Annotated in this window: 16 protein-coding genes; 10 read left to right on the top strand and 6 right to left on the bottom strand. The window is 70.9% G+C overall.

Annotated features, from left to right (window positions below; genetic code table 11):
* Positions 1-3 precede the first annotated feature (3 nt).
* Together ACTOWY_RS09905 and ACTOWY_RS09900 are read right to left on the bottom strand one after the other, a co-directional pair.
* Entirely contained in the window at positions 4-495 is a 492-nt protein-coding gene (locus ACTOWY_RS09905; RefSeq protein WP_441309297.1) for a sigma-70 family RNA polymerase sigma factor, read from the bottom strand.
* 44 nt (positions 496-539) lie between these two features.
* A complete protein-coding gene (locus tag ACTOWY_RS09900; RefSeq protein WP_441309296.1) occupies positions 540-1,313 on the bottom strand; it encodes a ScbR family autoregulator-binding transcription factor in 774 nt (257 codons plus the stop codon).
* 25 nt (positions 1,314-1,338) lie between these two features.
* Here ACTOWY_RS09900 and ACTOWY_RS09895 point away from each other — a divergent pair, with 25 nt between their 5' ends.
* The 4 genes from ACTOWY_RS09895 (at position 1,339) to ACTOWY_RS09880 (ending at position 4,424) form a co-directional block, all read left to right on the top strand.
* A complete protein-coding gene (locus tag ACTOWY_RS09895; RefSeq protein WP_441309295.1) occupies positions 1,339-2,238 on the top strand; it encodes a ScbA/BarX family gamma-butyrolactone biosynthesis protein in 900 nt (299 codons plus the stop codon).
* Between the two features lie 29 nt (positions 2,239-2,267).
* Positions 2,268-2,657, top strand: a complete 390-nt coding sequence (locus tag ACTOWY_RS09890) for a nuclear transport factor 2 family protein (RefSeq protein ID WP_247755374.1) — start codon at positions 2,268-2,270, stop codon at positions 2,655-2,657.
* Positions 2,658-2,726: 69 nt separating this feature from the next.
* Positions 2,727-3,185 carry an SRPBCC family protein gene (locus tag ACTOWY_RS09885; protein WP_441309294.1) on the top strand — a complete coding sequence of 153 codons (459 nt, stop codon included), beginning with the start codon at positions 2,727-2,729 and terminating at the stop codon, positions 3,183-3,185.
* 87 nt (positions 3,186-3,272) lie between these two features.
* Positions 3,273-4,424, top strand: a complete 1,152-nt coding sequence (locus tag ACTOWY_RS09880) for an MFS transporter (protein WP_441309293.1) — start codon at positions 3,273-3,275, stop codon at positions 4,422-4,424.
* On the opposite strand, the gene ACTOWY_RS09875 is transcribed toward ACTOWY_RS09880, so the two are convergent.
* Positions 4,320-4,997 carry a TetR/AcrR family transcriptional regulator gene (locus tag ACTOWY_RS09875; protein WP_441309292.1) on the bottom strand — a complete coding sequence of 226 codons (678 nt, stop codon included), beginning with the start codon at positions 4,995-4,997 and terminating at the stop codon, positions 4,320-4,322. The genes ACTOWY_RS09880 and ACTOWY_RS09875 overlap by 105 nt on opposite strands.
* A gap of 140 nt (positions 4,998-5,137) precedes the next feature.
* Here ACTOWY_RS09875 and ACTOWY_RS09870 point away from each other — a divergent pair, with 140 nt between their 5' ends.
* The 6 genes from ACTOWY_RS09870 to kamB are packed head-to-tail and all read left to right on the top strand — an operon-like array spanning position 5,138 to position 11,246.
* Positions 5,138-6,673: a long-chain-fatty-acid--CoA ligase gene (locus tag ACTOWY_RS09870; RefSeq protein WP_441309291.1), complete on the top strand. Its 1,536-nt coding sequence runs from the start codon at positions 5,138-5,140 to the stop codon at positions 6,671-6,673.
* A 23-nt stretch (positions 6,674-6,696) separates the two neighbouring features.
* Positions 6,697-7,443: a 3-oxoacyl-ACP reductase FabG gene (gene fabG, locus ACTOWY_RS09865; RefSeq protein WP_441309534.1), complete on the top strand. Its 747-nt coding sequence runs from the start codon at positions 6,697-6,699 to the stop codon at positions 7,441-7,443.
* Between the two features lie 16 nt (positions 7,444-7,459).
* A complete protein-coding gene (locus ACTOWY_RS09860; RefSeq protein ID WP_247755380.1) occupies positions 7,460-8,629 on the top strand; it encodes an acyl-CoA dehydrogenase family protein in 1,170 nt (389 codons plus the stop codon).
* A 13-nt stretch (positions 8,630-8,642) separates the two neighbouring features.
* A complete protein-coding gene (locus ACTOWY_RS09855) occupies positions 8,643-9,491 on the top strand; it encodes a MaoC/PaaZ C-terminal domain-containing protein (protein WP_441309290.1) in 849 nt (282 codons plus the stop codon).
* A gap of 53 nt (positions 9,492-9,544) precedes the next feature.
* Complete coding sequence (locus tag ACTOWY_RS09850) at positions 9,545-10,597, top strand: DUF371 domain-containing protein (protein WP_441309289.1); 1,053 nt, start codon at positions 9,545-9,547, stop codon at positions 10,595-10,597.
* A gap of 1 nt (position 10,598) precedes the next feature.
* On the top strand, positions 10,599-11,246 hold the full coding sequence (kamB, locus tag ACTOWY_RS09845; protein ID WP_441309288.1) for a 16S rRNA (adenine(1408)-N(1))-methyltransferase KamB: 648 nt from the start codon (positions 10,599-10,601) through the stop codon (positions 11,244-11,246).
* Here the strand turns inward: kamB and ACTOWY_RS09840 are convergent.
* Genes ACTOWY_RS09840 through ACTOWY_RS09830 form a run of 3 tightly spaced genes read right to left on the bottom strand, consistent with a single transcriptional unit; the run spans position 11,243 to position 13,856 of the window.
* Positions 11,243-11,719: a hypothetical protein gene (locus ACTOWY_RS09840; RefSeq protein ID WP_441309287.1), complete on the bottom strand. Its 477-nt coding sequence runs from the start codon at positions 11,717-11,719 to the stop codon at positions 11,243-11,245. The two genes, kamB and ACTOWY_RS09840, sit on opposite strands and share 4 nt — an antisense overlap.
* Positions 11,713-13,185: an ATP-binding protein gene (locus ACTOWY_RS09835; RefSeq protein ID WP_441309286.1), complete on the bottom strand. Its 1,473-nt coding sequence runs from the start codon at positions 13,183-13,185 to the stop codon at positions 11,713-11,715. The genes ACTOWY_RS09840 and ACTOWY_RS09835 overlap by 7 nt, the downstream gene beginning before the upstream one ends.
* Positions 13,182-13,856, bottom strand: coding sequence for a response regulator transcription factor (locus ACTOWY_RS09830; RefSeq protein WP_185000670.1), 675 nt, complete (start codon positions 13,854-13,856; stop codon positions 13,182-13,184). The genes ACTOWY_RS09835 and ACTOWY_RS09830 overlap by 4 nt, the downstream gene beginning before the upstream one ends.
* Positions 13,857-13,875 lie beyond the last annotated feature (19 nt).

Raw genomic sequence — 13,875 nt, 5'->3', positions numbered from 1 at the left:
TACCTAACGCAACCGTTCGCGGATCCGGTGCAGTGCGGACTGGGTCGCGCCCACGGTGGTGCGCAGCTCCCTGGCGATCTCGGTGTGCGGCAGGCCGTCGGCGAAGAGCAGCAACAGGTTGCGGTCGCGGGTGGAGAAATCGCGCAGCCGCTGCCGGAACCAGCGCCCCTCCAGCCGGTCGTTGACCCGCTCGGTCGGATCCTCCGGCGTGCCCGGCCGCAGCCGAGGGTGGTCGAACAGCTCCGCGTCCTCGTGCTGCCGCCGGTGTTCCTCCGCGCACAGCCTGCGCACCACCAGGGCCAGGAACGCGGCCAGCCGGTCCGGTGGCACCCGGCCGAGTTCGGCGGCCTGGGTGAGCGCCTCGTGCACCAGGTCCTCGGGTTCGGCGCCTGCCGGGCAGCGCTGCCGGGCCAGCCGCAGCAGCGCGGGCCGCAGGCGCAGGCACTCCTGCCAGTCGACGGCGGAGCCTGCCGGGCGGGACCGCTTCTCGCGCATGGTCCTCACCCTGCCGCGCCCGCCGCCGCCGTGGCCGGATCAGATCAGGTGATACCGGCGGTTTGTTGAACTGGCACAAAGAGATCGGGCTCGGCCGAGGGTGGGCCGACCCGCAGCGTGGTCAGCTCCGCCTGCACCACCAGCGCGGGCAGCCAGAGCCGCCACAACGCGGTGAACCTGGCCTCCAGGTCGTCATGCCCGCTGGTCGCCCTGGAGAGCAACTGGGTACCGGTGAAGGCGGCCACCAAGGACTCCGCCGCCTCCCTGGGGTGCACCTCCGGCCGCAGCTGCCCGGCCGCGTCGGCCAGCAGCAGCAACTCGCGCACCATGGCGACCCAGCCGTGGAACTGGCCGCCTGCCTCGCGGTCGAACAGGTCGGCCTCGAACAGCAGCCGGACCCCCACCCTGGCCCGGACATCGGTGCGCAACCGGTTGCCGAACTCGTGCGAGAGATCGATGAGCGACTGCATCGGGCTCAGTGGTTGCTGGGCCAAATGGTGGTGGACTTCGTGCCAGAGACGTAACTGGCTCTCGATCAATGCTACCGCCAGTGCTTCCTTCGAGGGAAAGTGGCAGTAGAGTGCCCCCTTTGTGACGCCCGCACTTGCGCACACGTCGGTGAGATTGGTACCGAGAAAGCCCTTCCGGTCGAAAGTGTTCGCTGCCGCCAGCAGCAGGCTTTGCTTGGTGTTGCTCGATTGTTCACGCTTGAACATCGACTGCTCCGCCATCCAGGTGTTCTTGCCGTCGAAACTAATCTGTACCGGTATGTTGGCCGACATGTTGCGTTTGGGCAACGACCAGGTGCCGAAGAGCAAAGACTCACTATTCGTTGCACTCGAAATGAGTGGAGAGGAGGGATTCGACACGACGGTACCGCGCAGGCTGGTACACCGCGAGTCAGTGGCCGAGGTGCTGCTCACCAAGTGGACCAGACGGCGCACCGGCGACTTCTGGATGTGCGCCCAGCTGCCCCGGGCGCACGCCTTCTACCAGCCCGAACAGGGCCGGGTCGATCCGCTGCTGGTGCTGGAGACCATTCGGCAGGCCGGGTTGCTGGTGGCGCACACCGGCTGGGACATACCACTTGACCACCGGTTTGTGATGCGGGGGATGAGTTTCGCCGTAGATTCTTCGGCTTTGCGGGTGCGCGACCGGCCGGTGGAGATCCAGCTGCTGGTGCGCACCAGGGACCCCAGGGTGCGCCCCGGGCACGCCTCGACCCTGGCGGTGGAGGTCGAGTTGTACCGGGACGGCGACCGGTTCGGTCAGGGCAGCGGTTCGCTGGGCGCGCTGCCGCCCGCGGTGTACGCCCGGCTGCGGCCGCCGCGAGTGCCCAGGCAGCTGGCCGAGGAGCGGCCGCACCCGGTCGCACCAGGACTGGTGGGACGTCAGGATGTCAGGGATGTGTTGTTGACCAGCGTGAACAAGTCCAATCGCTGGGGGTTGCTGGTGGATGCCACGCACCCGGCGCTGTTCGACCATCCGGTGGACCATGTGCCGGGCATGGTGGTCTTCGCGGCCATGCGCCAGGCGGTCCGGGCCGTCGTGGGTCCCGGATACCTGGCCTCCTGTCAGGCGCGCACCAGCAAGTTCGTCGAGCTGGACCGCCCGGCCGAGGTGAGCGTGCTGCGCACCGCGGGCGGGCTGTACTGGACCGCGGTGGAACAGGACGGCGCCAGGGCGGCGACCGCGGTCTGGCGGGTCGACACCGGCTCCGGCCACTCCGGACCGGTGTCATGACGAATCGGGCTCCGTCCACCCTGGAAATGGTGCAGCGACTACTGACCCGATTCGGCGCGCAGGACGCCGCCGGTATCGCGCAGCTATTCCACCAGGACGCCCAATGCCACTCCTCGGAGATCCCCGGGGATCCGTGGCCGGTTCGCTCACAAGGTCGCCGGGAAATCGAGGCGTTCTTCCTGGCGCTGTTCCACCGGCTTGAGTTCCATGCGGTGACGGTGCGAAAGGTACTGGTCGACGGCGATGACGCGGTGGTGTTCGGCGGCGGTCGATACCGGGCCACCGGAACGGGCAGGGTGTTCGCCCAGGATTTCGCCGTGAGCCTTTCCGTGCGGGCCGGGCTGATTCAGGAGTACCGGGTGGTCGAGGACACCCTGGCCATCTCCATGGCCCTCGGCCGGGCCTATCCGATTTACTGAGGGCCGCTGGCCGGGGCCGCCGCGACGTGTGCGGCCCCGGCCATCCCACCCCTGTGAGCGGAGCCCGAGATGACCGATCAGCTCAGCAGCACCATCGAGATCGCCGCCACCCCGGAGGCCGTCTACGCGCTGGTCACCGACATCCCGAACCAGCACCGGTTCACCAGGGAATGCCGGGCCGCGGCCTGGCTGCCGCCGGCCACCGGCCCGGCGGTGGGCGCCCGCTTCCGCGGCCACAACCAGGCGGGCAAGGCCAAGTGGTCCACCGTCTGCAAGGTCACCAAGGCCGAACCCGGCCGCGCCTTCGGCTACCGGGTCGGCTCCGGCCCCATCCAGGTCGCCGACTGGGGCTGGACCATCGAGCCCACCGGCACCGGCTGCCGGGTCACCGAATCCTTCACCGACCTGCGCCACCCGGTGATCAAGTGGCTGTTCAACCGGATCGTCGGCATCAAGGACCGGCTGGAGCGCAACCAGCGCAACATGGATCAGACCCTGGCCAACCTCAAGGAGCTGGCCGAGGCCTGAGCCGGAATCCGACCTGGTGGTGGCGCCGCACCGCCCCGTCGTGATTCCGCCAGCCCGGCCCGGTACCCGGCTGCTGGGCTGGTCGTCATGTCAGCTCACACCCGTTGGCCCGCCGTCGTTTCGGTGATGCTGGGCATCTTCGTCATCGTCACCACCGAGATCCTGCCCATCGGCCTGCTCACCCCGATCGGCGCCACCTTCGGCATCTCCCCCGGCACCGCGGGCCTGATGATGACCATGCCCGGATTCCTCGCCGCGGTCGCCGCCCCGCTGGTCACCTCCGCTACCGCCCGGCTGGACCGCCGACGGCTGCTCGGCGCGCTGATCCTGGTGCTGGCACTGGCGAACTTCCTCGCCGCGCTGGCCCCTGGCTACTGGCTGATGCTGATCTCCCGGGTGCTCGTCGGCGTCGTCATCGGCGGGTTCTGGTCCGTCGGCGCGGGGCTGGCCCCTCGGCTGGTGCCCGCGCCGCGGGTCGGCCTGGCCACCGCGGTGATCTTCGCGGCGGTGCCGCTCGGCTCGGTGCTCGGGGTGCCAGCCGGGACCTGGCTCGGCGGGCTGGCCGGGTGGCGGGCGGTGTTCGTGGTGATGGGGGTGCTGACCGCCGGGGTTTTCCTGGCCCTGCTGGTGTTCCTGCCGCCGCTGCCGCCGGCGCGGGCGACCGGCTTCCGGCTGCTGGCGGACCTGCTGCGGCGTCCGAGTGTGCGGGCCGGACTGACGGTGACCTTCCTGGTGGTGCTCGCGCACTTCGGCACCTACACCTACCTGACCACCTTCCTGCGCGAGGTCACCGACGCCAGTCCCACGCCGTACCTGCTGGTCTACGGGCTGGCCGGGGTGGCAGGGAACTTCCTCGCCGGTCGCTGGGCGGGCGCCAGGACGCGGGAGACGTTCGCGGTGGCGGCGGGGTTGATCGCGCTGGCCACGCTGCTGCTGCCGGTGTCCGGGGACTGGGCGCCCGCGCTGCTGGTGCTGTGGGGATTGGGTTACGGGGCGGTGCCGGCCTGCGCGCAGACCTGGCTGGTGCGATCCGCGCCGCACGCGCCGGAGGCGGCGACCGTGCTGTTCACCGCCTCGTTCCAGGCCACCCTCTCGGCCGGGGCGCTGCTCGGCGGGGTGGTGGTGGACGCGAGTTCAGTCTCGGTGGCCCTGGTCGCAGGCGGAGTCGTCGCGGTGCTGGCGCTCGGGGCGCTCCAGGCGCTCCCACAGGTTCGTCAGCCCGTCCAGCATCACGCGTAAGGCCAGCTCGAAGGACTCGGTGTCGATCTCGGCCCTGGACCGCAGCAGGTGCGCCTGGGTCAGGTTCGGGTAGCGCTCGGCGTAGAGCCGCTCGTCGTCGATGAAGCCGTGCGAGAAGGAACCCATCGCCGCGCCGAAGACCAGGTACTTGGTGGCCGCGCCGATCATGGTGGCGTACTTGGGCGGCCAGCCCGCCGACACCAGGCCGCCGTGCACGGCGTCGGCCAGCTTGAGGCCGGACTCGCGATTGCCCGGCCCGGCCGAGAGCAGCGGCACGATGTTGGGGTGACTGGCCAGCGCGGCCCGGTAGGAACGCAGGTAGATGGTCAGCGCCTCGCGCCAGTCCAGCCTGCCGAAGGCGGAGGTGTCCACCTCGGTGGCCAGCTCGTTGGCCACATCGTGCAGCAGTTGTTCCTTGGTCCGCACGTGGTTGTACAGCGAGGCGGCCTGCACCCCGAGCCGGTGCGCCAGCCTGCGCATGGTCAGCGCTTCCAGCCCGTGCTGGTCGATGATCTCCAGCGCGACCGTGCGTATCCGGTCGACCGATAGCAGCGGGGCTGGCGGTCTTGGCACCGTTACTCCTCGTGGCTGAGTCTCGCCCGACTTCGTGCCGACGTCTTGCCGTGGGCTCTCCGCAGTCCTAGCCTCGATGAAAACTAACACGGTTAGTTTTCCGGGGGCAGCACCCAAGACGATGAAGTCACGGAGGCCGGATGACTCTCTCGCTGGCGATGGTCCTCGCCGAGTCGGCGCGGCTGCACCGGGAGCGGATCGCCCTCATCCAGGGCGATCAGCAGCTCAGCTACCCGCAGCTGTGGGAGCGGGCCCGGCGGCACGCCGCGGCCCTGCGTGAGCTGGGCATCCGCGAGGGCGACCGGGTCGCGATCATCGCGCCCAACGTGATCGCCTTCGCCGAGTCCTACTTCGGCGTGCTGGCCGCGGGCGCGGTGGTGGTGCCGATCCCGCTGCTGCTGGTGCCTGCGGAAGCCACCTACCTGATCTCGCACGCCAAGGCCAAGCTGGTGCTCTGCCACGTCTCCCAGCTGCCCCTGGGCGCACCCGCGGCCCAGGCCGCCGGAGTCGAACTGCACACCCTCGGGCCGGCCACCCCCGAGCACCCCTCGCTGTCCGAGCTGGCCGCGGCCACCGAACCGGTGGACCGCTTCGTCACCAGGGCGCCGGAAGACCCGGCGGTGGTCTTCTACACCTCCGGCACCACCGGCCGTCCCAAGGGCGCCGTGCTCACCCACCTCAACCTGGTCATGAACGCCACCGTGGCCGCCTTCGACGTGGACCGGATCGAACCGGGCGAGGTGATGCTGGGCTGCCTGCCGCTGTTCCACATCTTCGGCCAGTCCAGCGCGATGAACTCCTGCTTCCGGGCCGGAGCCACCCTGGTGCTGCAACCGCGCTTCGACGGCGCGGAGGCGCTGGAGATCATGCGGCGGCACCGGGTCGTGCTCTTCCTCGGCGTGCCCACCATGTACCTGCGGCTGCTGGAGGTCAGCGAGGGCGAGTCCGATCTGCCCCAGCTGCGTGGCTGCACCTCCGGCGGCGCGCCGCTGCCGGTGGCCGTGCTGGAGGAGTTCGAGGCCCGTTTCGGCACCCAGATCCTGGAGGGCTACGGCCTGTCCGAGACCTCGCCGACCGCCACCTGCAACCAGCCGGTCTTCGGCGCCCGCGCAGGCACCGTGGGCCACCCGGTCTGGGGAGTGGAGGTCGAGGTGGTGGACCCGGCCGTGGACGAACGCAACGACTTCCTGCCCGCAGGCGAAGCCGGAGAGATCATCATCCGCGGCCACAACGTCTTCGCCGGGTACCTCGACAACCCGGAGGCCACCGAGGCGGCCATGGTGGACGGCTGGTTCCGCACCGGCGACATCGGCAGCAAGGACGCCGACGGATACATCTCCATCGTGGACCGCAAGAAGGACCTGATCATCCGCAGCGGCTTCAACGTGTACCCGCGCGAGGTCGAGGAGATGCTGATCCGGCACCCCGCGGTCGCCCAGGTCTCGGTGATCGGCCTGCCGGATGAGCGCAGCGGCGAGGAAGTCTGCGCCGTGCTGGTGCTCAAACCCGGCGCCCAGGCCGATTCGGCCGAGGTGATCGCCTGGGCCAGGGAGCGCCTGGGCGGGCACAAGTACCCGCGACGGGTCGTCGTGGTCGACGAACTTCCCCTCGGACCCAGCCACAAGGTGCTCAAACGCGAGCTACGGGCCTGGGTCGCGCAGGGAAAAGTCAAGTGAGGAAAGGGAAACTCGTGGGAACTCTGGATGGACGCGTCGCGGTGGTGACCGGCTCGGCACGCGGGATCGGCGCGGCCACCGCCCGCACGCTGGCCGCACGCGGGGCCGCGGTCGCGGTGATCGACCTGGACGAGGCAGCCACCGCCGGGACCGTCAAGGCGATCACCGACGCCGGTGGCCGGGCCGTGGGCATCGGCTGCGACGTGACCAGCCGCGAGCAGGTCACCGCCGCCTTCGACCGGGTCGTCGCGGAGCTGGGCGGGCTGCACATCCTGGTCAACAACGCCGGGGTGACCAGGGACAACCTGCTCTTCAAGATGACCGACGAGGACTGGGACACGGTCATGTCGGTGCATCTGCGCGGCGCCTTCCTGTGCAGTCAGATCGCGCAGAAGCACATGGTGCAGCAGCAGTTCGGCAAGATCGTCAACCTGTCCAGCACCTCCGCGCTGGGCAACCGCGGCCAGGCCAACTACGCTGCGGCCAAGGCCGGTCTGCAGGGCTTCACCAAGACCCTGGCCATCGAGCTGGGCCCGTTCGGCGTCAACGTCAACGCCATCGCCCCCGGCTTCATCGAGACCGACATGACCGCGGCCACCGCGGCCAGGGTCGGGGTGGACTTCGAGCTGTTCAAGAAGGCCGCCGCCGAGCAGATCTCGGTGCGCCGCACCGGGAAGCCGGAGGACATCGCGAACACGGTGGCCTTCCTGGTCAGCGAGGACTCCTCCTTCATCACCGGTCAGATCCTCTACGTCGACGGTGGTCGCTAGAAAGGCAAGCAGCGCAATGGACTTCTCCCTCAACGACACCGAACGCGACATCCGCGACTGGGTCCGCAACTTCGTCCGCAAGGAACTCATCCCGCTGGAGCCGGAGCTGCTGCGCCGGGAGCGAGCCGGTCAGCCCGGCATCACAAAGGCCGAGGTGCGCGAACTCCAGCTCAAGGCCAAGGAAGCCGGGTTCTGGGGCATCCAGACCCCGGAGGCCTTCGGCGGCATGGGACTGGGCGCGGTGATGACCGCGCTGGTGGAGGGCGAGCTGGGCTACACCTTCGTGCCCTTCTACTTCGGCGGCGAGGCCGACAACATCCTCTACGCGGGCAACGAGGAGCAGAAGCAGCGCTACCTGCTGCCCACCATCGCCGGTGACCGCATCTCCTGCTTCGCCATCACCGAGCCGGGCGCCGGATCCGACGCCAAGGCGATCCGCACCAGTGCCGTCAAGGACGGCGACGAGTGGGTGATCAACGGCGAGAAGACCTTCATCACCAAGGGCAACGACGCCGACTTCGTGATGGTCTTCGCGGTCACCGACAAGGACAAGGGCGCCAACGGCGGCGTCACCTGCTTCCTGGTCGACCGGGACATGGGCTGGAAGTCCGAGCCGATCGACACCATGGGCCAGTGGGGACCGGCCGCGCTGGTCTTCGACAACGTCCGGGTGCCAGAGGCCAACATCCTCGGCGAGGTCGGCCAGGGCTTCGCGCTGGCGATGAGCTGGATCGGCCGTGGCCGCTACCTGCTGCCGGCCCGCGCGCTGGGCGCCTGCGTCCGGCTGGTCGAGTTCGGCCTGGACTACGCGCGCACCAGGGAGACCTTCGGCGAGCTGCTGGCCGAGCGGCAGGCGATCCAGTGGATGCTGGCCGACTCCGCGGTGGAGATCGAGGCGCTGCGCTGGCTGGTGCTCTCCTCCGCCTGGCAGGTCGACGCCGGCCTGGACTCCCGGCAGGGCCAGTCGATGGCCAAGCTCTACGGCGGGGTCAAGGCCAACGAGATCGTCGACCGCATGCTGCAGATCCACGGCGGCATGGGCTACACCAAGGAACTGCCGCTGGAGCGCTGGTACCGCGAGCTGCGCCTGCTGCGCATCTACGAGGGCACCGACGAGATCCAGCGCCGCACCATCGCCCGGAACCTGTTGAAGGGCCACGCCACGGTGCGTGGCACGCTCGGCTGAGGGGAGCCACAAGGTGCCGATCGACCTGTCCGCGGTGGGCCGCACGGTAGGCCCGTGGGAACGCAGCTGGACACCGGAGGAGGCCCTGCTCTACGCCCTCGGCGTGGGCGCGGGCGCCGAGGACCCGCTGGCCGAACTGGCCTACACCACCGAGAACACCGCCGAGGTGGACCAGCAGGTGCTGCCCACCTTCGGCGTGGTGCTGGCCCAGTTCAGCGGGCCGGGGGTGGACTTCGGCGACTTCGACCCTGCCCTGCTGGTGCACGCCGAGCAGGAGCTGGTGCTGCACCGGCCACTGCCGGCCGAGGGCCGGATGAGCCTGCGCCGCACGGTCACCGACGTCTTCGACAAGGGCAAGGGCGCCCTGGTCGTGGCGAAGACCGAGGGCAGCACGATCAACGGCGAACCGCTGCTGTCCACCATGTCCTCGGTCTTCGTCCGCGGCCAGGGCGGCTTCGGTGGCGAACGCGGGCCGTCGGTGGACTGGGCGCCGCCGGAGCGCGAGCCGGACGCGGTGCTCACCTTCCAGACCACGCCCAGCCAGGCCCTGCTGTACCGGCTGGGCGGCCGGGACCACAACCCGCTGCACTCCGACCCGGCCTTCGCCGGGCGGGGCGGGTTCCCGCGCCCGATCCTGCACGGCCTGTGCACCTACGGCATCACCGCCCGGCTGCTCATCGGCCACTTCTGCGGCGGCGAGGTCAACCGGGTGCGCCGGATCTACGGCCGGTTCACCGCCCCGGTGCTGCCCGGCCAGGAACTGATCGTGCAAGCCTGGGCCGAAGGGAACGAGGTCGCCTTCCGCACCGAGACCAAGGAGGGCGGCGTCACCCTGGACCGGGGCGCGTTCACCTTCGCCTGACCAGGCACACTGGCTGTCATGATGCTCGACCCTGGCAAGCAGGTCTTCGGGAAATGACGACGATCAGAGCCCACGGCCACCCGGAGATCAGAGCCACCCACAGCAAAACGTGGGAACTGACCCCGGACGCCGAGCTGACCGCACGAGCCACCTGCGTGCTCGGCGTGCGCGCGGTGACCGAGGGCGGCCCGCTGGCCGGTCCGGTGCAGCTGCGGATCAGCGTGGGCGAGCACAGCGTGCTGGTGCGGGCCGTCGGCAACCCGAACTGGGTTCCCGGCGGCCCCGCCGTCATCCGGCGCAGCTCCGTCCGGCTGGCCAACACCCTGGCCACCGACGCCGACCTGTCCGCGGCCGACCTGCCCCGCGACCTGGCCGCCCGGCTCACCGACCCGGCTGCCGAGATCACCGTCGAAGTGTCCGCCGTGGACGATCCCGGCACGCTGGTCCTGTTCCACGCCAACGGTTCCAGCCCGCGCCTGTGCACCGAACTCGCCGCCGCCGACACGGTGATCGCCGAGGACGCGGGCGCCCGCGCGCTCATCGGCCGCTCCACCGGCGAAGGCGGCCGGACCCTGGTGGTGGCCACCGAGGACCTGCCCGGCCGCACCGTCCGGCACCTGCTCGGCGACCGCACCGAGGTCATCGGCCTGCCCCCCGGCCTGGCCGCCGCGGCCGCCTCGCCCTCGCCAGCCGGGATCTTCCTGGCCGAACCGGCCCGCAAACCCGCCGACGCCCTGCGCGCCGCACCGCTGGACGCCAAGGTCGTGCTCCGGCTGGCCGCCGAACACGCGGACAAGGTGCTCGCCGCCGCCCGCGACCGCGGCGCCCGCACCCTGGCCGTGGCCACCGAGCCCTACGCGGAGAGCGAGCGCCCGCGCTGGGGCGAGATCGGCGCCCTGGCCCTGCCCGACCGCGGCGAGTTCTGGCTCTGCCTCGACCCAGCCGCCACCGGGGGCCTGGACCCGCTGCTGCACAAGCTGGTCACCGGCCTGCTCGCGCAGGGCGTGCCTGCCCGCAGCGTGGCGCAGAGCCTGGCCGAGCTGCCCGGCTTCACCCGCCGCACCGCCTACGACGCCGTCCAGCAACTGAAGGACATAAGCTCCTGAAGTGCGTCGCGTAACCGGCAAGCAGGTCGTCGACCTGACCGCGGAGCAGTTCACCGAACTCCGCGCCCAGTACACCTCGGTCCTGCTCGACGTCGGCACCGGCGACGGCAAACACCCGCTGCACCTGGCCCGCAAACACCCGGACCAGCTGGTCATCGGCCTAGACGCGGCGCCGGACAACTTCCGCAAGACCGCGGGCAAGGCCGCCGCCAAACCGGCCAAGGGCGGACTGGCCAACCTGATCTACCTCTGGCACGCCGCCGAGGCACTGCCGCCCGAACTGCGCGACATCGACGAGCTGCACGTGCTGATGCCCTGGGGCAGCCTGCTGCGCGGGGTGCTGGACACCGAGGGCGCGCTGCTGCGGCAGCTGGCCGCCTGCTGCCGCCCCGGCGCGGACTTCCTGGTCACGCTGAACCTGCACGCCTGGCGCCCGCCGGTGCCCGAGGTCGGCGAGACCGCCGAGCCCACCCCGGAATCGGCCACCGAGGTGCTGGCCAAGGCCTACGCCACCGCGGGCTGGCAGCTCGAAGCCGCCAAGTACCTCACCCCGGAGGAGATCGCCGGGCTGGCCACCTCCTGGACCCGCAGGCTCAACTCCTCCCGCGACCAGCTCGACGTGCTCGCGCTGCGCGGCAAGATCGCCTAAACCGACACCGGACAGCGTGCCGAGGTCAGGTTCACCAGCACCGTGCCCACCCCGTAGATCCCGCCGGTGGCCAGGTGCCGGGCCGCGACCGTGCACACGATCTGGTTGACCGCCCACGAGTTCAGCGGCAGCAGCGAGCCGTCCGTGCCGTGCACCTCCACCTCGACCGTATTGCGCTCGGTCACCGTGGCGCTCAGCTCGCCGACCCCGCTGCTCGGCAGCGCGCTGGACAGGCCGCGCGGATCGTCCTCGGTGATCCCGTTGAACAGCTCGCGCAACGCGGTGTTGTAATCGCCCAGCTTGCCGATCTTGCGTACCACCGGGGTCGGCCGGTTGCCCTGCAGGAAGTACAGCGTCGGCCCCTCGGCGAGCCCGCGCGGACCGTCGCCGCCCGCCACCGGCGGGGTCGGCCGCACACCGCACCCGGCCAGCAGCGCCAGCGCCGCCAGCACCGCGGTCAGCCGCTTCACCACGGACCACCCTCCTCGAACGCCTGCGCCTCGATCCCCCTGGCCAGCCTGGGCAGCCGCAGGGTGAACCGGGCCCCGCCGTGCGGCGCGTTGGCCGCCTCGATCGTGCCGTAGTGCAGTTGCGCGTTCTCCCAGGCAATGGCCAGCCCGAGCCCGCTGCCCTCGGACCGGGACCGCGCCGAGTCGGCCTTGTAGAAGCGGGCGAACACCTGCGGCAGCACCGCTTCCGGCAGTCCAGGCCCGTGGTCGGTCACGCTGAACTCGATCCACTGTGGACTCGCGGTCAGCGTGGCCACCACCGGCGGCTGACCGTGCCGCAGCGCGTTGCCGACCAGGTTGGCCACGATCACGTCCAGCCTGCGCGCGTCCAGCTTGGTCAGCACGCCCTCGGGCAGCTCGGTCCGCACCGAGTCGATCCAGCCGCGGGCGCGCAGCGTGTTGCGCACCGCCTCGGCCACGTCCACCTCGGTCAGCACCAGCCTGGCCGCGCCCGCGTCGAACCGGGAGATCTCGATCAGGTCCTCCACCAGCCGGGCCAGCTTGCGGGTCTCCTGCCCGACCAGCCGGGCCGCGATCTGGGCATCCCCTGGCAGGTTCGCCGACTCCTCGTCCAGCACATCGGTCACCGCGGTCATCGCGGCCAGCGGGGTGCGCAACTCGTGCGAGACATCGGCGACGAACCGGCGCGCGTCCGCCTCCATCCGCTGCAACCCGGTCACCGTGCGGTCCAGCGCGGCCGCGGTGTCGTTGAAGGTGTGCGCCAGATCGGCCAGCTCGTCCGAGCCCTTGACCTCCAGCCGCGCCCCCAGGTCGCCACCGGCCAGCCGCCGGGTGGCCCCGCGCAGCTCGCGCACCGGCCGCAGCACCCCGCGCGCGGCCAGCAGCGCCAGCAGCGCGGCCAGCGGCAGCGCCAGCAGACTGGTCTGCCACGCGCTGTTGGCCAGCGCGCTGATCTGCTGTGCGGGCCCGGACAGGTCCCGGAGCAGGTAGATCTCCATGCCGGTCGGGCTCGGCTCCTCGCCTGCCTTCTTGGTCATCACCGGCATGCCGACGAAGAACACCGTGCCGCTGCCGCCGGGGGTCTGGCCGCGCTGGAACATCACGATGCCCCGTTCCCGCACCGCGGCCCGCAACTCGCCGGGGAAGTCCGCCAGCCGGTACCCCTGCGGGCGGGAGGTCAGGTTCTGGTAGGTCACCACCACGGCGCCGCCGGGCAGTCTGGTGGAGATCTGGTCCAGGGTGGTCTGGGTCGGCGGGAAGCTGATCTCCGGGGCGAGCTGGTTCACCGCGGCCCGCGCGCTGTCCATGATCTGGTCCTGGGCGTACTTGAGCACGGTGGTGCGGGCCGAGACGTAACTGGCCCCGGCCGCGGCGGCCGCGCCGAGCGCGGCGATGGCCAGGAAGGCGAAGACCAGCCGGGCACGCAACCCGCGGGCCCACACCGGCAGCGAGTCGAGCAGCCTGCTCATACCGGGCCGAACCGGTAGCCGAAGCCGCGCACGGTCTGCACGTACACCGGGCTGGCCGGCCGGTCCTCGATCTTGGCCCGCAACCGCTGCACGCACGCGTCCACCAGCCGCGAGTCACCCAGGTAGTCGTGCTCCCAGACAGCTTGCAGCAGCTGCTGGCGGCTGAACACCTGCCCAGGCGAGGCGGACAGCTCCAGCAGCAGCCGCAGCTCGGTCGGGGTCAGCCCGACCTGCCGGTTGTCCTTGGCCACCACCAGCGCCTGCCGATCGATCTCCAGCGACCCGTGCCGCTCCTTGGCGGTCTGCTCGCTCGACCCGCGCCGCAGCACCGCCCGGATCCGCGCGTCCAGCACCCGCGGCTGCACCGGCTTGACCACGTAGTCATCGGCCCCGGCCTCCAGTCCGCCGACGATGTCCATGTCATCGCTGCGCGCGGTCAGCATGATGATCGGCACCTCGCCGCCAGCCCTGATCCGGCGGCACACCTCGAACCCGTCGATGCCGGGCAGCATCAGGTCCAGCACCACGATGTCCGGGGCCTGCGCGCGCCACGCGTCCAGGCCCAGCTCGCCGGTGGCCGCCGCGTCCACGGTGTAGCCCTGCCGCCGCAGGGCCAGTTGCAGGCCCTCGCGCACGGCATGGTCGTCCTCGATCAACAGCACCCTCGGCATGGCACCGATTATCGAGGTC

The organism is Crossiella sp. CA198 (assembly GCF_052078295.1).
Lineage (GTDB): Bacteria > Actinomycetota > Actinomycetes > Mycobacteriales > Pseudonocardiaceae > Crossiella.
This window is presented reverse-complemented; position numbering and strand designations above follow the sequence as displayed.